Annotated in this window: 18 protein-coding genes; 5 read left to right on the top strand and 13 right to left on the bottom strand. The window is 36.3% G+C overall.

The window, feature by feature from the left end:
- Window positions 1–121 precede the first annotated feature (121 nt).
- A complete protein-coding gene (gene serB / locus BFS05_RS00995) occupies window positions 122–805 on the bottom strand; it encodes a phosphoserine phosphatase SerB (RefSeq protein ID WP_103084209.1) in 684 nt (227 codons plus the stop codon).
- Window positions 806–1,033: 228 nt separating this feature from the next.
- On the opposite strand from serB, the gene BFS05_RS01000 reads away from it, so the two are divergent.
- Window positions 1,034–1,870 carry an inositol monophosphatase family protein gene (locus tag BFS05_RS01000; RefSeq protein ID WP_103084210.1) on the top strand — a complete coding sequence of 279 codons (837 nt, stop codon included), beginning with the start codon at window positions 1,034–1,036 and terminating at the stop codon, window positions 1,868–1,870.
- A 150-nt stretch (window positions 1,871–2,020) separates the two neighbouring features.
- Here BFS05_RS01000 and BFS05_RS01005 read toward each other — a convergent pair whose 3' ends face one another.
- The 11 genes from BFS05_RS01005 to BFS05_RS01060 form a co-directional block, all read right to left on the bottom strand.
- Window positions 2,021–2,302, bottom strand: a complete 282-nt coding sequence (locus BFS05_RS01005; RefSeq protein ID WP_103084211.1) for an HU family DNA-binding protein — start codon at window positions 2,300–2,302, stop codon at window positions 2,021–2,023.
- A gap of 213 nt (window positions 2,303–2,515) precedes the next feature.
- On the bottom strand, window positions 2,516–4,966 hold the full coding sequence (locus BFS05_RS01010) for a lysylphosphatidylglycerol synthase transmembrane domain-containing protein (RefSeq protein WP_103084212.1): 2,451 nt from the start codon (window positions 4,964–4,966) through the stop codon (window positions 2,516–2,518).
- A gap of 123 nt (window positions 4,967–5,089) precedes the next feature.
- A complete protein-coding gene (gene purB, locus BFS05_RS01015) occupies window positions 5,090–6,532 on the bottom strand; it encodes an adenylosuccinate lyase (protein ID WP_103084213.1) in 1,443 nt (480 codons plus the stop codon).
- A 38-nt stretch (window positions 6,533–6,570) separates the two neighbouring features.
- Window positions 6,571–8,166: a PGAP1-like alpha/beta domain-containing protein gene (locus BFS05_RS01020; RefSeq protein WP_103084214.1), complete on the bottom strand. Its 1,596-nt coding sequence runs from the start codon at window positions 8,164–8,166 to the stop codon at window positions 6,571–6,573.
- Window positions 8,167–8,497: 331 nt separating this feature from the next.
- The gene (locus tag BFS05_RS01030) at window positions 8,498–9,157 is read right to left on the bottom strand and encodes a DUF6466 family protein (protein WP_103084216.1); all 660 of its coding nucleotides are present in this window, start codon (window positions 9,155–9,157) and stop codon (window positions 8,498–8,500) included.
- Window positions 9,154–10,284 carry a vWA domain-containing protein gene (locus BFS05_RS01035; RefSeq protein ID WP_374703752.1) on the bottom strand — a complete coding sequence of 377 codons (1,131 nt, stop codon included), beginning with the start codon at window positions 10,282–10,284 and terminating at the stop codon, window positions 9,154–9,156. Before BFS05_RS01035 ends, BFS05_RS01030 begins: the two co-directional genes overlap by 4 nt.
- Window positions 10,285–10,355: 71 nt before the next feature.
- Window positions 10,356–11,600, bottom strand: coding sequence for a vWA domain-containing protein (locus tag BFS05_RS01040; protein WP_258004165.1), 1,245 nt, complete (start codon window positions 11,598–11,600; stop codon window positions 10,356–10,358).
- 42 nt (window positions 11,601–11,642) lie between these two features.
- Complete coding sequence (locus BFS05_RS01045) at window positions 11,643–12,197, bottom strand: hypothetical protein (RefSeq protein ID WP_103084217.1); 555 nt, start codon at window positions 12,195–12,197, stop codon at window positions 11,643–11,645.
- A 158-nt stretch (window positions 12,198–12,355) separates the two neighbouring features.
- Window positions 12,356–13,444, bottom strand: coding sequence for a DUF58 domain-containing protein (locus tag BFS05_RS01050; RefSeq protein ID WP_258004166.1), 1,089 nt, complete (start codon window positions 13,442–13,444; stop codon window positions 12,356–12,358).
- On the bottom strand, window positions 13,441–14,472 hold the full coding sequence (locus tag BFS05_RS01055) for an AAA family ATPase (RefSeq protein ID WP_374703753.1): 1,032 nt from the start codon (window positions 14,470–14,472) through the stop codon (window positions 13,441–13,443). The genes BFS05_RS01050 and BFS05_RS01055 overlap by 4 nt, the downstream gene beginning before the upstream one ends.
- Before the next feature lie 149 nt (window positions 14,473–14,621).
- The gene (locus tag BFS05_RS01060) at window positions 14,622–15,350 is read right to left on the bottom strand and encodes a uracil-DNA glycosylase (protein ID WP_103084219.1); all 729 of its coding nucleotides are present in this window, start codon (window positions 15,348–15,350) and stop codon (window positions 14,622–14,624) included.
- Between the two features lie 215 nt (window positions 15,351–15,565).
- Here BFS05_RS01060 and BFS05_RS01065 point away from each other — a divergent pair, with 215 nt between their 5' ends.
- A complete protein-coding gene (locus tag BFS05_RS01065; RefSeq protein ID WP_103084220.1) occupies window positions 15,566–16,255 on the top strand; it encodes a LytR C-terminal domain-containing protein in 690 nt (229 codons plus the stop codon).
- A gap of 406 nt (window positions 16,256–16,661) precedes the next feature.
- Window positions 16,662–18,287, top strand: coding sequence for a chaperonin GroEL (groL, locus tag BFS05_RS01070; RefSeq protein WP_103084221.1), 1,626 nt, complete (start codon window positions 16,662–16,664; stop codon window positions 18,285–18,287).
- A 134-nt stretch (window positions 18,288–18,421) separates the two neighbouring features.
- Here groL and BFS05_RS01075 read toward each other — a convergent pair whose 3' ends face one another.
- The gene (locus tag BFS05_RS01075) at window positions 18,422–18,712 is read right to left on the bottom strand and encodes a WXG100 family type VII secretion target (RefSeq protein WP_103084222.1); all 291 of its coding nucleotides are present in this window, start codon (window positions 18,710–18,712) and stop codon (window positions 18,422–18,424) included.
- A gap of 311 nt (window positions 18,713–19,023) precedes the next feature.
- Between BFS05_RS01075 and BFS05_RS01080 the strand changes: the two genes are divergently transcribed.
- Both BFS05_RS01080 and BFS05_RS01085 read left to right on the top strand, forming a co-directional pair.
- Window positions 19,024–19,722, top strand: coding sequence for a TPM domain-containing protein (locus BFS05_RS01080; protein ID WP_258004167.1), 699 nt, complete (start codon window positions 19,024–19,026; stop codon window positions 19,720–19,722).
- A 116-nt stretch (window positions 19,723–19,838) separates the two neighbouring features.
- Window positions 19,839–20,582 (top strand): response regulator transcription factor, encoded by a 744-nt coding sequence (locus BFS05_RS01085; RefSeq protein ID WP_103084223.1) that lies wholly within the window; start codon window positions 19,839–19,841, stop codon window positions 20,580–20,582.
- The last annotated feature ends 11 nt before the right edge of the window (window positions 20,583–20,593 follow it).

Here is a 20,593-nt window from a genome sequence, read left to right on the forward strand (position 1 = left end):
ATACAAATTTAGTTAGAATTTAAATACAAATTTAACTAGAGATTTAGGCGCAAATTTAGATACAAGAAAACTTAATAGAAGTACAAAAAGCATAGAACTATAAAAGCTAAAAACTAGTTTTTCACGATTCTAGGAATCTTAAAACTTCTTTTAAGTCACGTATATCAATGCTATGGGATACTTGCTTTTTTACAGCATCTTTAGCGCAAAAAGCTATACCTAAACGAGCCGTATTAAGCATGGAAATATCATTTGCACCATCTCCAACAGCAACTGTATTTTTCATGCTTATATTGTTATTTCTAGCCCATTTGCATAGCATTTCAGCCTTGTAATTCCTGTTAACTATATCGCCTAAAACTTTGCCAGTTAATTTTCCATTAACGACTTCAAGATGATTTGCAGCCCAAAAATCTATTGAAAGAGAATATAATAACGGATCTATTACTTCATGAAAACCACCTGAAACAGCTCCTATTTTCCATCCGTGAGAATGAAGAATATAAATTAATTCTTCTGCGCCTTTAGTTACATGAATCTTTTTTCTAATTTCATCAAAAGAATTTGAATCCATATTTTTAAGCATGGATACTCGTTTTTTCAAAGACTCGTCAAAATTTATTTCTCCGCGCATTGCTCTAGCTGTAATAGATTCCATATCTTTCCCAACGCCTGCCTTATAGCCCAACAAATCAATAACTTCTTCATCTATAAGAGTCGCGTCTACATCCATAACTAGAATTCCTGGAGTATCTATAAAAGGTATATAAAAATTGTTACTAAAAGATTCCAGTACTGTGTTCATGATATCCTCTGAATTGTTCTTGTTATATTAATAAATCTTAAATTATATCTGTTAAAAACTTATTACAAATTATGTTTTTATTGTGATAATTGTTCTTTAATCTGGAAAATTATTGGAGTGTTGACAATATAATATTTATACGTTTGGTATCAAGCGATGAGTTGAGTAAAATGATTTCAGAGTTTTATAAGAGTAAAAGTGTGGATTTGATTGCATAGAGGTGAGAATATGACAGAATTAAATTTACGTGAGATTGCTTTAGAGGTAGCAAGAATTCTAGAAGATGTTGGCAAACACGCTTATCAGGATCAGTTAAGCCCTAGAGATATGAGCTCTCTTGCGTTGGGGGACCAAACACAGTCATCATCTGAATTTGGGGATAAGATTATACGTTTTATTGAAAATCGTTTAACTTATATTAATGCTTTCCAAGGTTTCTGGCGCAATAGACATGAGCATTGCATTCCAGGAGAGCGTTTTTGGTGCGTTGGAAGCATTGATGGAGCTATTAATTTTAATAGGGATATGGCTGAGTGGACACTTACTGTTTCTTTGTTTGAATTTAATGAAGAAAATTCTGCTCGTCCTGTTCTTGGAGTTGTGCACGCTCCAGCGTTAGGTCTTACTTATTTGGCTGCTAAAGGTCAAGGAGCGATTCGTATACGCCGTACTCCTAATGGTGAAAAGCGAGAAAAAATCACTCCGTCTACAACGTCAACTCTTCAAGGCTCTGTTGTGTGTTATGGAATGTCATATATTCCTGGAGAATCCAAGCGAGCACTTGATGTTGTCTCTTCGCTAGAAGGAGGACCATCTGATATAAAGCGCATTGGCCCAGCTTCTCTAGATTTGTGTAAAGTTGCAGATGGCACCTACGATGCGTACTTTGAGCCACACCTTCATTATTGGGATATTCCGGGTGTTTCTGCTGGTGCTGTTGTAGTGAAAGAAGCGCAGGGTACTGTTAGACAGTGGGATGGCAGTTCTATACATTGGCGTCGAGAAAACGATGTTGTCGCTTCTAACGGATTAGTGATTAAAGAATTGCAAAAATACTTACACTAAGACTGCATGTATTAGTAAAAGAACTTTAGTTAAAATAAATAGAAATTAAAACAAATAGAAAAACAAATAGAAATTAAAATAAAGGGACAAACCAACTTCGGCATGTCCCTTTATTTGTTTCACACAAAATCTGTGCAGAACTTGCTAATTTCAGGCGGTAACAGCCTTCTTTAACAAAGAACCAGCAGAGATACGCACGCCATAGGAGGCAGGAATCTTGATGGTTTCACCGGTACGAGGATTGCGACCAGTGCGCTCAGCACGCTTTACGCGCTCTGCTGAGAACAGACCGGTAAGCTTCAAACCTTCACCAGACTGCAAAGCCTCAACGAACACATCCTGGAATGCGTTGACGGCGGCTTCGGCCTGTGCCTTAGTCAGGTTGGACTTCTGTGCGATCTTCGAAATGAGATCAGACTTGTTGTATGCCATGCAGCATCCTTTGTGTCAGGGGCCTTCTTTTCGAAGACCACGTTCATACTAGATATTAGTACATTTTCCCTACAAATGTAGCCATTTTTGGTGATTTTTTAAAGTTTTTTTAGGATTTTTTCATATTTATAGATTTAAAAAACTTTTTCATATACGAAATCACTAAATATGCAATTATTCAAACGATATTAATCTATAAATCGACTGAAAATATTAAATATAATTATGCTTATTTAACCAATGCATAGACATTGCGCCTAATGGTATGCGCAACCAGTAAAACATCAATCTATAAAGCAATGTGGCAGATAACGCTATTGTTGGTGGAACTCCAACAGACGTAAAGGCAAATGTTAACGATGCTTCAACAGCTCCAAGACCTCCAGGTGTAGGAATAGCAGATCCTGCAGCATTTGCTATTAAGAACAGTAATATGGTTTCGAAAGGATTCGCGTAGTATCCGAAAGCAAGAAGTGAAATCCAATATCCCATTCCTACTGAAATAACTAATATAATTGCTCCAACAATTCCGCCAATAAGCTGACCGGGATGCGAAATCATCTCTTTGATTTGTAATCCATATGCAGAAATAATTGGCAAATATCTACGAGTTATTCTTTTACGAATAGGGGAGATAATCATACAAAGCGATACTACAAGGGTAGTTATTCCAATTACAGTCACAAACATATGTGTAGGAACCATACCCGAAAGCACGTTTCTACCTGTAAAGATTCCGATTATAAACATAACGGAAGCAGTTATAATTGCTTGAATCATCCATACAGCACTTGTAATTGCAGTAGAAGCAGTTGAATTATATCCTTGCTTTTTCAAAATTTGAAGATTTACGAATGCAGGTCCAACTCCAGCAGGCATTGAAACTACTGTAAAACCGGAAGCAGCCTGCGAGCAGAACAATACCCACGCCGAAGGCTTAGAATCATCCATGAACGAAGAAAGAGTAATTGCAGAACCAATCCAGGCAACCATACTACAAATAAAGCAAAGCACTACTAGAACTGGGTCAGCTAATCGCAAAGCTCTAATCAAGTCTTGAGGATGTAATTGCGTAATAATAACAGCAATAGCAACAATTGCTAAAACCAAGCTTACAAAGAATCGCAAATTAAATCTCGAAAGGCGTATAGTACTTGAATCTTCTTCATCTACTTCTTCTACTACAATCTTGCTTACTTTATTTCTCAATTCTTCAAGCATCTTTTTATTTACTGCAGGCAATGCGCGCGTAGAAGCAGAAATTGCTGCTTTTTGCATATAAGGCAATAATTCAGACAGAGTGTTACAACCCCAAGATTTAATAGCAGCTTCTACAGCATTATCGATTCCAATGCATGCAGAAATAAGAGTTAATAATTGAACTTTATCCAAAGCAATATTGTTCTTATCACTTGCAACATCACCATTATGCCATCCTGCAATAATAGGAGTTCCATTTTCTAATCGAGCTAAGGATTCTGGAGTAATACGCCTATGTGTGATTCCTCGACTATTTGCAATATCCAAATACCTCATGAATCTAGTAGCGTCATCAACTGTCATAGTGTTTAAATTGCATGGCGTAGGAGCGTTAGCAGCATTAAAAACCATCATAGATGATTTTTCAAAATCAGTTACTCCATAAAAATTTGCAGTAGCTAATCTTAAATTACGTAAAGCCAAAAGCATAGAAAGATGATGATGAACAGAATGCCTTGCAGACAAATCCCTACGAGCAGGGACATCAACTAGACGAATCCACTGCCATAACTGGTTTATATATCCAGGCAAATGCACTTGATTGTCTAATACTGAAATCACATAACGATTCCCATGAATATCAATAGCGTCATAAAGCCTAGAATTTTCAATCAAATCATCGTCAAGACTTGAACGAAGCATACCAGAATGATCTGCTTGCTGATTGCGCCTAGTGAGCTGCACTAAATTATCAATGCCGATGTTACTTAAAGCATCAACAATATCGTCACCCCAAGCACCTCTAGTTTGAGTACCTTTAATAAAACGTATTAATGTACCAATCGTTCTACCAATACACCATGACGCTAAAACTCCCGCTAAAGGATGCCAAGATGTCATAACTAATATTGGAGATGCAACAATCAACGCATGCCAAGATATTTTAACAAAACGATTATCACGTCTAGGTCCGCTTACAGTAAGAAAAGCAACTAAAACAGCATACATATCTGGTAATAATTCGAATGAATCACTACCTTGAAAATTTGAAATTGAACTAAGCGACGCGAATAACGATTGGTTCTTAAAAGATGCGAGCATATAAGAAATAGCCCAAACAGCAGGATACGTAAGCAACAACGTAAGAGTAGACAGTACAGTATCAAACCATTTTTTAGCATTAATCATTGATGCTAAAACTAGAGAGACAATTATTAATGTCAATCCTTGTTGTAATAAAGATGACGGTACGCCATTAATAATCCATATAATCATTTTCCCTGCACTGCGAGCGTCGTGTTCAACGCCCGCAGTAGTACCAGAAAGATACATTGCAAAGAAAATAACAATACAAGTAAGAACTAATGAAAATATAGAGTAAAGCAAATCTGCTAAATCTCTCACCCTTACAGGCTGAGTATCATTAATAACAACATCCTTATGGGAAATTACTTGCGTTTGCATAACCGTACCACTAATTTTTATGCGTATAACATCTGCTGTTCAACAAAGAGCAACGTTAAATTAATACTTGTTAAGTATTCTATAACATTTATCGCATAGGTTAGAAGTTCTAATTAAATATTCTCATTTAAGAAAATCTATTAATTTTGAAGCTAAACCTGTATAAGTTGCTGGCGTTAAAGAGCTTAGACGCTTAGCGGTTTCATCATCAAAATTACGAGAAGAAATAAAAGCTTCAACGTCTTCTTGAGTAATGTGATGTCCACGCATAAGCTCTTTAACTTGCTCATAAGGACGTTCCATTCCTTCAACTCCAGCAATTTCCTCAGCTCGCATTGCTGTTTGAATAGGCTCACCTAAAACTTCCCAATTATCGTCTAATTCTTTAGACATAAAATCTGCATTAGGGTGAATTGACTGCAATCCGCCAAACAAATTATTGAGTGCAAGAACTGCATAGCCAAACGCAGAACCAATATTCCTTTGTGTAGTTGAATCTGTTAAATCTCTTTGCCAACGGCTTTCAGTAAGAGTTGCGCAAAGAGTATCGAATAATGCGCATGAGATTTCAAGATTTGCTTCCGCATTTTCAAAGCGGATTGGATTAACTTTATGAGGCATAGTAGATGATCCTGTCGCGCCCTTAACAGGAACTTGTACAAATACTCCTCGAGATATGTACATCCATACATCAACAGCAAGATTATGCAAGATATGATTTATATGGCTCACAGTGCTATACAATTCAGCTTGCCAATCATGGCTTTCAATTTGTGTTGTCAAAGGATTGAAATCAAGTCCCATTCGATTTTCAACGAATTCTTTAGATACACTAATCCAATCAACTTCTGGGAATGCTGCAACATGAGCACCAAAAGTACCAGTGGCTCCATTAATTTTCCCAAGATATTCTTGAGTATTTAAATGCTTTTGCTGACGCTTTAATCTATAAGCGTACACAGCTAATTCTTTACCTAAAGTTGTTGGGGTAGCAGGCTGACCGTGCGTAAGCGAAAGAAGTGGCATATCCCTGTATTCTTGCGCTTTTTGAGTTAAATAATCAACTATTGAATCTAATTGCGGTCTATAAACATTCTTAACAGCATTCTTAACACATCTAGCAATAGAAAGATTGTTAATATCTTCACTAGTGCATGCAAAATGAACAAGAGTCTTAAGAGAGGAAAGCTGTGTTTTATGCCCAAGCTTTTCTTCTGCCTGATCTAAAGCATCATCAATATAGTATTCAACTGCTTTAACATCATGATGCGTAACAGCCTCGTGAGCAGCATGAAGAGCAATACCATCTTTATCAAAGTTTTCTGGAATTGAACGCAAATATTCGCATTCTTCATCGCTTAAAGGATTAACACCCTTAACAATAGGCGTAAAGTTATTGGCATCATATCCGTTTGCTAAAAGAATCATCCATTCAACTTCTACGCGCATGCGTTCGCGATTCAAAGCAGGTTCGCTAAGGTATTCAACAAGACAAGATGTTTGAGAATGATAGCGTCCATCGAGTGGTGTAAGAGCAATAGCAGGAGAAATATCAGTAAGCTTCATAGTTTTACCTTACATCAAACTAGGAATTAGATTTATTCTTACTTGTTAACTGTGCCTTGCCAGAGTGTTGTACTTTCTAATTTTCCACTAACTATATTTTCAAAATGCTCTTCTTGACTACGAATTGCACGCGAACCTAAAGCCGAAGCATCTTCATAAGCAGCGCAATGATAATGTAAATCATGACTTAACGTACCTGATTCCGGAACCCCTTTTACTGTTGTTCCAGAAACGTTATACGAATCTTTAGATGATTTAGATTTTTTATTTCTTTTATCATCTTTATTTTTTTCATTACCATAATGAGTTGTTTTTGCGCTAATCGTCACCCAATTGTTTCTTGAAGGATTAGATTTTCCGTCAAGACTTGGCACAAGTTCATCATCCATTTCTACGCTTGTTACCCAAGTTTTTTTCGGGATAGGATGATTTGCTATAGGAGATCCTGCAGTTATAACATGCTGAATATTATATTCTTCTGAATAATCACTAGCTATGCTTGCTGCAACAATTCCTCCTTGAGAATGGCCAATAATTGCAACAGAATCATTCTTATTTATTCCAGCTTTACGCATTGCTTCTATTACCATACGAGTGCTATCTGCCTGAGTTCTTGAAATTTTATTTTCACTCATAACTTCAGCATTTTGCTCCCACCCAAAAGGAGAGTGAGGTTTGCCATCTGTCCCAGGTATTGTAACTAACCAAGATTTGCTTCCATCTGGTTTTCTGAAGCACTGTATAGCTACTGTTGCAGCTTCAGAATTGACAAGCGGAGGCTTTACACCTATATTTCCATTGCTTAATTCTGTAATATTTGTAAAAGCTTCTCCTATTGTTTGACCTTTTTTAGGCAATATATTCTTATATGACTTTTTTGGAATATTGACTTTAGTTACAGTTAACTTATTTCCTTGCCATAGATTATTAATTCTTGAAGATATGGAACTTAATCCTCCAGAAACTCTTGCTAAAGGAGAATTAAGATTAGAAAATCCAAATGAAAACTTTCCATTTTTAAATAATGACTTAGTTTTTTGGATAGAATTCAGCCAGCGCAAAGGTAATCCCGTTATTGGATTAATAATAAAATGTTGCGAAAGTCCTTTAATAAGACCTTGTTGCAATGGGGCAGTATTGTGAGACCATTTTGCAAAATTTCGCATATTACTATTTGGAGTTGTTGAATCTTTAAAAATAGATATTCCAGCATAAACAAATATTGGAATAGCTGTTGCCGGAGCAAAAGTAAAACCTAAAGAAACAACATTGTCAAAAAGCTGTTTAGAGGCTCTTTCTGCTTCAGAATATAAACTATTCGCGCGAGAAAGAAGAACACTTAATTCAAATAACTTCTCAGAAAAACGCTTACATTCTTTCGAATTCATCTCACATTGATCATAAGTTAAAGAAGTTGTTAATGAATTATTCGTATTGCATAATGGGCCTTCACAAGAATTCTTAGATAGGGAATTAGCCATGATTCTACTAGCAGCTTGCATCCATTGAGAACTTAAAGAATCAAATTCTTGAGAAAGCTTATGCAGCTGATTGCAACAAGAACGATACTCGCTTTCTTGCGAAACAGATAGCTTTGTGCCACCACTTATACTTGATTGAACTTTCCAAACCATTATGCGCTCCAATATGAGTGCGATATCGATAATGCTTCTCTTGCAACATTCTGCAAATCATTTTTGTATAAGGTTGCCGCTTTTCCAGTCCAATCACTTAATTCATGCGAACGTACAAGTGATAGCAAATCTAATGCACAAATGTATGTGCTGCGTTTAAGTGACGCGAATTCATCATAAGTATTGTTAAACATACATGTATTACACATAATAAATGCATAAAAGTCACGTATTTTCTTCTAATGTGGTCAGAAGTTATTTATGGCTATATGATGCGAATTCCAATCTATTTTTTAGATTTTTTAAAAAATTTTCACTATTTTATTTTAAATTACCAAGGCTTATTAGGGTTGTCTGACTTAGATATACTTCCTTTAGATTTATTTAAATCAATGTTCTTATTTGACTTAGAATCATTGTCATAATTTTCATATTGATGATTCGAATGATTATTTTGTTTCAAAAGATCTTCTACTTTATTCTTTTGAGTACTATTAAGTTCAGGCTTATTTTCATTAGAAGCATCACTATTAGACTTACCAGATTTATTAGTAGAGTCTGATTTAGGATTATTGCTTGTGTTAATTTTATTTTGATCAACGCTATTCTTATCAGATTTATTCATAGCGTCTTCCTGATTTATACGATTAGTTAATTGTTTTGTAAATGCTCTAGAAATAGCTGCATTTCTCTCAATATTTTTCTTAATATGAGGTAAAAGAAAATCACTATTAGAGTTAGCATCGTCAAATTGAGCATCGGTTTGTTGTTGCTGAATCTTAAGCATATGCAAATCTAAATCTAGCTTATTTAAAGATTTAACATTTTCGACTAACTTATGTGTTGCTTCATTATATGCTATTTCAGAACGTATATTTACAATCACAGCAAAGATAACAGCGAGCGCTAAAATCGCAAGAATAACAGCACTAATACGCATTAACATGCGCGATACTAATAAGGAATTACTTGAAGGTTTTTTAAGTCTCATATCAACTTCCTAGATGTCAAAAGCCATACTGATAATTCCCATAACATTACAAAAGATAATACTAAAGCAAATGGCCATACAATCGGTTCAGGACGTAATCTAGGTTTAAAAGTCTTACTATCACGCCATTGTTTAGACATAATACTCTTAGCTTCATTACCAATTTCTTGGCTATATTTAGCGTGTATGAATCCTCCACTTAGCTCGTCTGCAATATTTTTCATATTTTTGTCATCAGTTTTTGAAATTCCTGGATTTCCTGTTGAAGGATCGATAACCCAAGAACTGGAAGACTTAGAAGAAGCTGAACTAGAATCGGAAGAAGAATCATCAGCAGAATCAGAAGTATCGCTATTATCTGAATCTTCTAAAGTATCTTTAGAAACAGGTATTTTTCCACCTTCTTTTGATCCTACTGTAATAACGAAAGCATGATTTATATATGCTCTTAAAGATGAGAAAGTACGACGTTTGCGAGCTGTTGTTTCTTCACCATCGCTAATAAGATACAAGACATTAACATCTTCAGGATGAGAATCGCGAATAGCTTTTGCTGTAAGCAGAGTTTGATCAATTGGAGCATCTAAACTTGTTCCTGAAGAAATCCCCGTAGGCTCTGTTTGAACAGTATTAACCCAATTTTCTATTGCGTTAGCATCAGGGGTTAAAGGCACATCTACTGATGTTGACGTTCCAAAACGTATTCCAGCAAAACTTGCATTAGGGTATGATTTTGTGACTTTATTTATAATCAGCTTTGCTGCTTGAATTCGCTCTATATTTTTATAACTTGCGTAACCGGCATCTTTTACTTTCATAGATCCTGTAACGTCTAATACGAATAATACGTTTGTTGCACTTAAAGATCTATGGATTGTATTTCGCATTACGCAAGGGCATATCACGCATATTGAAAGTAAGATACAAATAACGAATCTTCTAATGCGCATGCCAACTGTTTCGTTAGTAAGATTCGATTTTGTGAAACTGATTTTATAACGCGAAATTCCTTTTAAATTGTTATTTTTCAAAATCTTTAAATCAAAATATATAAATTCTTTTAAAGCAAAAAGCAATATAACAGTTAAAAGAATTGATGCAAAAATCCACCCGAAAATAGGTTTCAATATTATTTGCCCAGATGAAAAATTCTCGTATGCTACTGCATTAAATGACGTTTTCGCAATTGATAGAAGTGTCATCGTTTCATACTCCTTGCAATTGTTAGCCAAACAATAAAGCATAAAATCGTAAGCAAAATCCATAAATCAGGATCATCACTTAAAGCTGACTGATTGTTTTTATTCGCAAAAATACCTCTTGTTTGTTCAATTTTACGAACAAGACTTAATACGGAATCGTTGTTTCTTGTTAAGAACGTTCCTCCATGAGTTTCAATAAGATTCTTCATGCTCAAAGTAGTGTCGTTGTTTTCGTTTTCAGTAGAACCTGAATATAATCCGTCAACAGTTATATGAGCTTGTTTAGTTAAATCTAACGCTTGTTGCAATGTGTAAGTAGGCTTTCCAGAAACAACATTATCTGTTGCTAATACTATAGACGCATTCCTATGGAATCTGTTAGCTGTTTTATGACCATTGTTTGTAGATCCGTAGATAAAACCTGGAATCATTGCAGCACAACTGACTAATCCATCACCGATTAGCGATGTAGATTCCTTGCGATTTTGAGTACCATCTAACCAGTCAGAAATCTGTTGATATTGGCGCTGTTGCATTTTATCAATGCTACTTTGAGTTTGAACTCCATTTAAAAGTTTAGATGCGTATGAAAGTTGCTTTTTAACTAATTCGTAATCATCTGTTAAAGGGAAAACGGTTCTAGAAGTCGAATTAAAAATACTTAAACCTATTCTTTCACCTTGAAAATGCTCTACAAAACTTAAGTATGATTGCAAAACCTCTTGATCATATGGCAACGTAGAGCCGGAAACATCTAAGCATAAAACAATATCTCTAGTGCTTGCTTGCTCGTGAGCATCTGAAATTTTTGATGGTCTTGCAAATAATCCTAAAGCGCTTATCAAAGATAGAACTAATAAAATTGTTGCTGTTCTGCGTAGAATAATCCACTTTCTCCACAATCTACTTGCTATTGTTCCCTGTAAGTCATCATCAATACTAAAAGTGTATAAAGTGCTAATATTTTCAATATTCTTTTTACTGCTCTTACTTTTTTTACTACTCTTATTCGAATTATCAGAAGAAGAAGCGTTTTCTACAAATTTATTTTTTCTTTTACTATTAAGACTATTTTCTTGATTAAGTATTAAAGATTCCCAAATTTTTCTACGCTTTTTTTGTATAACGAAATCATAAATAAAAACAAATAGAAGAATGCAAACTGATACAAACATTCCAATTAAGAAAAGAAATGGCCATTGCCACTGCCAAGGCCATATCATTTGCCAGCTTCCATTCATAAAATTTAGCCCCTTTAAACTTAAAGCATATTAACTTATATACTAATTTGTTTTCTTACTCTTAGAACTCTTAGCGTTTTTATTATTGCTAGACCAACCTTCAAGAAGAGAAAGAACCCATTGCGCGGCATCATCAACACTTGTCTCTTTAGCTTGAGAATTCATAGTTAAATCAGCAAATTCAGGAGGATACAATGCTGTAATAGTTTGTCTTAACTTATCTGCACCAATCTTATTATTTAATTTATTTCTTAAAGAACTTATTTCACTCAAAGTACAAGTAGTAATATTTTTGCCAGTTAAAGCCGATACGTATTTTCTTGCAACAGACGCAAGTTTCGCACAAGCTTGATCATGAGAAAGAGCCCCAGAATGATAATCTTCAACAATTGACTCGATTTTCTTTCTCCACTCTTGTTTACGTGCACTAGTTTTATGAGCAGGATTCAATGAGTTAGAAGCATCTTCTATTTTCTTTACTCGCAACGAAATGTAAATTATGAACGCTGAAATACATAGAGCGATTAAAGCTCCTAAAATAATTCCTACAAAAAGTATATTGTCGTGAAGCTGCGGCTGAATACTTGATATATCCATGGAACCTCCTGACTTATGCACAAAATTATTTTTGTACTCCATTATCAATCCAATTATCACATTACTTCTACTTAAGCAAATCTCATTTTAAGATTTTTCTATATATTGTGTATTAAGCTGTCAGAATTTCTCTCATCGCTATAAAACCTATACCTTTGTTAAATAGCCATAGTTTTTGAAGTATACGAAAATGCGCGAGACATAATATGCGCCGAATTACGAAGCATTGATTCACTTGAATTTGCATTTATAAGTGTAGCTTTCATGTTTGTTAATACATCATCAAGAGCATTCTTACGGAAAGCATGGCGCGAAGCAATTTCTTTTTTAACAATATCGTCCATAAAAAATGCAGGAATCTGTTTTAATGTAACTCCGTCAACAACTCTAGCGTTTAAACTCGAATCACAAGGATTTATAGTTTCAATATTTACTACAACAAGCGCTTGATTAAGAGATATTTTTTGCAGATCCTCCAATTGAGAAGCTTTAAAAGAATCATTATCTACTATTAGCACAATAAGACCGCGCTTATTACGAATATTCCTAATGAACTTAATTAATGAATCACTATTCTGCTTATTTCTTCTATAACGCAAAAAAGCACTATCAATAATTCTTTCACAATCAGGAACTGTGTGAGATTGAGGCATTGAATTAACACAATCTCCATCAACCATAACTAATTGCACAGTATCATTTCGCTTCATACTTAAAGAAGCGAACAAGCATATTGCATTAGAAGCAACCTCATAAGCGAATTCTCCAGAAGCGCAAGAAGCATTCATAGAAATACTAGCATCGCAAATAATCCACGTATTAGAAGACATACAACGTTCTCTAGCAGAAACCATTGGTTGGCCAACTCTAGCGCTCGCAGACCAATTCATCATTCTCGCTTCATCGCCAGGCTGCCAAGAATGGATATCTAGAATATCTCCATTACCATAACGGTCATGAGAAGGATGCTCACCTTCTAACAAGCCTAAAGTTGTTCTAGCAACTGGAAGAGTTATTCTATGATCAAGAATTTCTATCTTTTTACGAACCAATCTCGATTTACTAGATAATCGAATACGCTTGCTCGTTGGCGTTAAAAGCATAGAACTTGCAACGTCTTTAAGCACATTGAAATTCTTCTTAGGCTTAGAAACCTTACGCACAGAATCCTTAGACTTGGAATCCTTATGCACAGAACCCTTATGCACAGAATCCTTAATTGAACGATTCATAAATGAATCAATCATGGTACAGGAACCGTTTCCACAATAGCGTCAATAATTTGATCGCTTGTAATAGAGCCCGCTAATGCTTCAAAAGTTAGAAGAATACGATGTCGCAAAACTTCATGTACAAACATTTTTACATCTTCAGGAATCACATAATCTCGTCCAGAAAGCAAAGCGTGAGCCTGAGCAATACGAATTAAAGCAATAGATGCACGAGGGCTAGCTCCCATTCTTACAAGTGATGGGAGAGTTGAAAGTGGATGCTTTCCTTCTCCGCGAGAAGTGGCAACAAGATCAACTGCATATTCCATAATCGCTTTAGATACATGAATACGACGAGAAGCAGCACGCAAGAAAATCACATCTCGCAAACTAATCTGTTGATTACTCAATGAAGCAATATCAATCACATCAGATCCACGCTCAGTAAGCATAGTTAGCATGCGAACTTCTTCTTCAGCGCTAGGATATGTCATAATCGCTTTCATCATAAAGCGATCCATTTGTGCTTCAGGAAGATTAAAAGTACCTTCTTCTTCAATAGGATTTTGCGTAGCAATTACCATAAACGGATAAGGCAATTCAATACGCTCTCCGCCAATAGTGGTAGCTCCTTCTGCCATAGCTTCCAGCATTGCAGATTGAGTTTTTGCATTTGAACGGTTAATTTCGTCAAGCAAAACAATATTCGCATGAATAGGACCAATTTGCGTAGTAAAACGTTGAGATGCAAAATCAAAAACCTGAGTTCCAACTAAATCTGCAGGCATTAAATCAGGAGTGCATTGTACGCGCTTAAAAGTTCCAGACATCGCAGTTGCAAGAGTTTGTGCTGCTGTAGTTTTAGCCAAACCTGGAACAGATTCAATTAGTATATGGCCACCTGCAACAAGCGTTAAAATCAAAGATTCACGAAGTTCATTTTGCCCAACAAGAGTACGAGTAAATCTAGAACGCAAAATATTTGCAATCTGTTGTGCACGTCTTATATCTTCAGCTGAAACACCATCTTTAGATGAAATGTGTGATTGATCATCATCTTTTATAGATGAATCAACATAGTTTTTTGCGCCATTCAATTGTGAATTCAAAGGCGACGCTTTTTTGCGTGGTTCTGGAGGGAATAATGACATGAGTTCTATGGTAACCGATATCTTGTATCTCTTTAAAAAAATTCAATAAATGGCGATTCTTTTTACATAGTCCCTTGAATTGGCGAAGAAGGTAACGACCAATTAATAGGATCCACTCCATATGCAATTAATGCTTCATTAGCTCTAGAAAATGGGTGAGAGCCAAAAAATCCACGCGTTGCAGAAAGAGGACTTGGGTGAGCAGATTCTATAAGAGTCGCATTGGTTAATAGGGGAGCAAGACTCTGAGCGTTTCGTCCCCATAGTATCGCTACTAACGGCAAAGGCTTCCCGTTTTCATCAACTCTATTATTTAAAACACGTATAGCGGCTTCAGTTATTTCTTCCCAACCTTTTCCCTGATGACTGTTTGGAAGTCCTGCTTCTACGGTTAAGCATCTGTTTAGAAGCATCACACCTTGCTTAGTCCATGGAGTTAAATCACCGTTAACTGGCATTGGAACATGCAAATCATCAACCAATTCTTTGTATATATTTATTAGACTTTTAGGTAATGGATGCACATTTGCTTCAGTGCTAAAACTCAATCCAACAGGATGACCAGGCGTAGGGTAGGGATCTTGGCCAACTATAAGAACTTTTATGCTTCTAAGCGGTATATTAAATGCTCTTAGAATATTGCGCGATTCTGGAAGTATACGATGACCTTGGTGAATTTGTTCACGCAAAAAATCACCCATAGCACGAATATGTGCTTCCTCGGGTTGCATAGCTTTAGCCCAATCAGATTCCATAAGTTCATTTAACGGCTTAATTTGCGCAATAGTCATATTAACAACATTATGACAAGCCGGTGAAAATATGATACATAATTTAGTTTTTAATTAAAAAATTATGAAATATATTCTTTTATCATTATTTAATTTTCAATTATTGTTTAAGACTTCTAAATAATAAATAAAATACACAAAATATCATATTTGGGAGCGGTATTAGGTAATATTAGGTTCATATTACTGAGTAGATTTCTTGGAGGGATGCCATTATGGCACGAAACAGCCAGAATTATGCGTCATACACGCCAGATGATTTTGACAATCCACCAGAAGGTCCTGTTGGAGTTCATAGAGGCAATCGAGCATGGTATTCAGTGTTATTCCCTTACTTTATGGTAATCGTAATAGCAGCAGTTTTTGGCTTTGGCGTATGGGCCACACTTTCCGGAAATCTTTCAAATATCATGACTTCATTTAGCGGAAAACAAACTCAAAATTATGCAAGCAAGTCTTCAAACAAGACTGAATCTAAGGATAATTCTGATGTTGATGGCGAAGATGAAGATGATGATTTTGGATTAAATAAAGATTCAAAAGATAGCAACAAAGATAACACTGACAGCAATTCAGGTAAAGATTCAAAAGACAATAAAGATACTTCTTCTAACTCTTCTGAAAATAATTCTCAGGCCGTTAATAAAGATGTCGTAGTAAAAGTTATTAATGCCACGAAAATTAACGGATATGCTGCTTCTAATGCCGACAAACTTAAAAAAGCTGGATACACTAATGTAACCGCTTCGAATCCTACTGGGAATATTCCAAGCAATTCTGTTGTTTGGTATAAAGACGATTCTAATAAAGCAACAGCAGAAGATATCGCGAAAACAATGGGCATTAGTGCTGTAGAGTCTGAGAGTGATATAAGTTCTGCAATTGTTGTAGTTCTTTGTAAATGATTTTCTTAAATATTTTTAATTAATCTTATTTATTGATTTATTAAGAATTAAAGAAATCTAGTTAAAACTTATGGGCGCAAGTTAGCTTTGCGCCCATTTTTATAAGATATGGTCAAATAAGTGTGATTGTTTTATCTATAGAATTGCTTTATCTATAGTTGTTAATATTTCTAAAATAAAAATGATGCTTATCAAGTAATTATTGAGCGAAAATATTGAATAATTTTAAAAAGAATCGCCTTAGAAGTACTTTATATAAAGAATTTTTCTATAAAAGTTGGCACTCAAGCCTCGAGAGTGCTAATCTTCAGATTAGCACTTAAAGGTTGTGAGTGATAATAAACAGCTGACGGTTAGTTATCCCACGCTATAAGTGAGTATTTCATAATAAAGATCTGGAGGAATTATGGCAAAGATTATTGCCTACCAGGAAGACGCCCGTCAGGGTATGCTCGCCGGTTTGGATAAGCTTGCAGACACTGTTAAAGTTACACTTGGCCCAAAGGGTCGCAACGTTGTATTAGATAAAACTTACGGTGCACCAACTATCACAAATGATGGCGTTTCTATCGCTAAGGAAATTGATCTTGAAGATCCATACGAGCGTATTGGCGCCGAACTCGTTAAGGAAGTCGCTAAGAAGACTGATGACGTTGCAGGTGACGGTACTACAACTGCTACTGTTTTGGCACAGTCTTTGGTGCATGAAGGTTTGAAGAATGTTGTTGCAGGAAGCAACCCAATCGCTCTTCGCCGCGGCATCGAAAAGGCTGCTGAAGCAATCGTCAAGGAATTGCTTGCTTCTGCAAAGGATGTTGAGACCAAGGAACAGATTGCTGCTACTGCTACGATTTCTGCAGCAGATCCTGAAGTTGGCGAAAAGATTGCTGAAGCTTTGGATAAGGTCGGCCAGGATGGTGTTGTTACTGTTGAAGATAACAACAAGTTTGGTCTTGACTTGGACTTCACTGAAGGCATGCGCTTTGATAAGGGCTATATTTCCCCTTACTTCGTCACTAACGCAGAAGATCAGACTGCTGTTCTTGAAGACCCATACATTTTGCTCACTTCTGGCAAGGTTTCAAGCCAGCAAGATATCGTCCACATCGCTGAACTCGTTATGAAGTCCGGCAAGCCATTGCTTATTATTGCTGAAGATGTTGATGGCGAAGCATTGCCAACACTTGTTTTGAACAAGATTCGTGGCACTTTCAATACTGTTGCTGTTAAGGCTCCAGGATTCGGCGATCGTCGTAAGGCTATGCTCCAGGATATGGCTATTTTGACCGGCGCACAGGTTGTTTCTGACGACCTCGGCTTGAAGCTTGATTCAATCGACGCTTCTGTTTTCGGCCATGCAGCTAAGGTGATTGTTTCTAAGGATGAAACAACTATCGTTTCTGGTGCTGGCTCTAAGGAAGATGTTGATGCTCGCGTTGCTCAGATTCGCGCTGAAATTGAGAACACTGATTCTGATTACGATCGCGAAAAGTTGCAAGAGCGTCTTGCTAAGCTCGCTGGCGGTGTTGCTGTTATTAAGGTTGGCGCTGCTACTGAAGTTGAAGCTAAGGAACGTAAGCATCGCATTGAAGATGCAGTTCGTAATGCTAAGGCTGCTATCGAGGAAGGTTTGCTTCCAGGCGGTGGCGTAGCTTTGGTTCAGGCTGCTGCAAAGATTGAAAAGACTCCTGAGATCACAGAGTTCAAGGGTGAAGAAGCTACAGGCGCTGCAATCGTGTTCCGCGCTGTAGAAGCTCCAATCAAGCAGATTGCTCAGAACTCTGGCGTTTCTGGAGATGTTGTACTTAACAAGGTGCGCGAACTCCCAGAAGGCGAAGGCTTCAATGCTGCAACCAACACTTATGAAGATTTGATGGCTGCTGGTGTTACTGACCCAGTTAAGGTGACTCGTTCTGCTCTACAGAATGCAGCTTCTATTGCTGGCTTGTTCTTAACAACTGAAGCTGTTGTTGCAAACAAGCCTGAAAAGGCAGCTGCTGCACCACAGGCCGGCGCTGACATGGGATACTAAACAGAGTTATAAGTTTTTAACTTAAAGTTCGTTTAAGATAAAACCATTAATTAGCAAAATAAAACACGGAGACGTTAAGCAATTATAACGCCTCCGTGTTTTATTTTTAGCATGTAATATTCATGTTTTAGTTATTAATTATGGAACAATGCTGCTGCTTGAGTCTCAGCATCAAGGTAGACATTAGATGCCTGTTGCATTGCAAGTTGAATTGCTTGCAATGATTGTTCCATTTGTTGTTGAGCAGCACGCCATTGCTGAGCAGTAGAAGCGAATTGAACTGATGCTGATCCAGTCCAAACACTTTGCAATTGTTGCAAATTAGCATACATTCCATTAACTGCATCTCGAATAGCTTGAACAGATGTTCCTACTGCTCCAGCTGCTTGTTGTATACGATCTGAATCAACTTGAAATTGTGCCATATTTTTCCCCAACCTATTCTCGTAATTTATTAAATTGTTATAATTAGTGTTTACAAATATTAATAGTCATAAACGCAATTTCGTCATAAAAGCAACATTATTAAATGTTCAAAATACGACGCGATACACGTATATGACGTATTAACACTGTATTATGAAATCTATTGCATTAAGCAATAAATTACCAATGTTTTTGTCCATTGTGGTCAGAAGTTTTTTAAGCACAAAAGCTTAGAAAAACGTGTGTAGGCGGTTATTTTATGCATATAAAAAAGATGAAAAAAATGCGCACGGCGTGTTCTTTTATCATTATGGCAATTCTGACATGCCTTCTATCAGTATTTCCTTACAGCAATTATGCAAATACACAATTGTTTACTTCCAATGCTTATGCTGTAGATTCAAGTAAAGATGGAAATAAAAATCCAAACCATTCGCTTAACAATATTATTGCCACAGATTCAATTACAGATACAGAAAACTTATTAGGAGATTCAATATCAAAAGTTTCTGATGCGATTATTCAGACTAAAAAGCAAACAGGAGTTTCTGTGAGATTGCTTTATATATCTACTTTTGGAAACTCTCAAGATCCTTCAAAATGGGCAAGTGATGTACTTATAAGCACTAATCCAGCTCCAAACACCTTGCTATTGGCTGTAGCAAGTCATGATGGTCGATTGGTAGTAGCAGTTTCGCCTAATTCAGATGAATGGCTTAAACGCAAAACAACAGTAGACACAATATCTGACGCTGCATCAAATGCATTAATGAACGATTCAGGTCCAGATTGGTCAGGATCAGCTTTAGCTATGATGAAGCAAATTGTTCTTTCAAAGCAAACTTCCACTACAACATCGGCGAGCATAATATCTACCGTTGTTATGCTTGTTATACTATTTTCAATCGCGACAATAATTGTTCTAGCTATTAAACGTAAAAATAAGTTAGCAAATGAAATTAAATCCGGAAAACGAAAGCCTCGAAGACGACACGCACAACATCTTTAATATGGAATAAGGTTAGTTGAAGAAATACTAGTTAAAGTTGTAAATAATCATATTTTTTAATATGCTTATTTTTCAGCAGCTGTTAAAAACATATAGTAAAAGTAAAGATAAATATTATGGGTAAGAATGTAGAAGCATCTATTGTTGTTGTCGATGATGAACCGTCAATCCGCGAACTTCTTGTAGCATCACTGCACTTCGCTGGTTTTGACGTTAACACTGCTGCATCTGGTTCTGAAGCTGTTGATGTTATTGAACGAGTAAAACCAGATCTTATTGTTATGGATGTCATGTTACCAGATATTGATGGATTTACTGTAACAAGAAGAATTAGGCAAAATGGCATCACCGTACCAGTGTTATTCCTCACTGCACGCGACGACATGCAAGACAAGATTATGGGACTTACTGTTGGCGGAGACGATTATGTCACTAAGCCATTTAGCCTAGAAGAAGTTGTGGCTCGCATTCGCGCTATTCTACGCCGAACTAATAGTCACGAAGAAAGCGACAGCTCTATTTTGCGAGTAGCAGATTTGGAAATTAATGAGAATTCTCATGATGTTTCTAGAGCTGGAACGCCTATTGAATTAAGTCCTACAGAATACAAGCTTCTACATTATTTGATGGAAAACGAAGGAAGAGTTCTTTCCAAAAATCAAATTCTTAATCACGTTTGGCAATATGACTGGGGCGGAGACGCTGCGATCGTAGAATCGTATATTTCATATTTGCGCAAGAAAATCGATGGAATTGAAACAGAAGATTTATCAGGTAAATATTGCAAAGTGGTCCCATTAATTGAAACTAAACGCGGAATTGGTTATATGATTCGCGAACCAAAAGCGGGACAAAACTAATAAATTTCACG

Origin of the sequence: Gardnerella coleohominis (genome assembly GCF_002896555.1) — a bacterium.
In the GTDB taxonomy this organism is placed as follows: Bacteria; Actinomycetota; Actinomycetes; order Actinomycetales; family Bifidobacteriaceae; genus Bifidobacterium; species Bifidobacterium vaginale_F.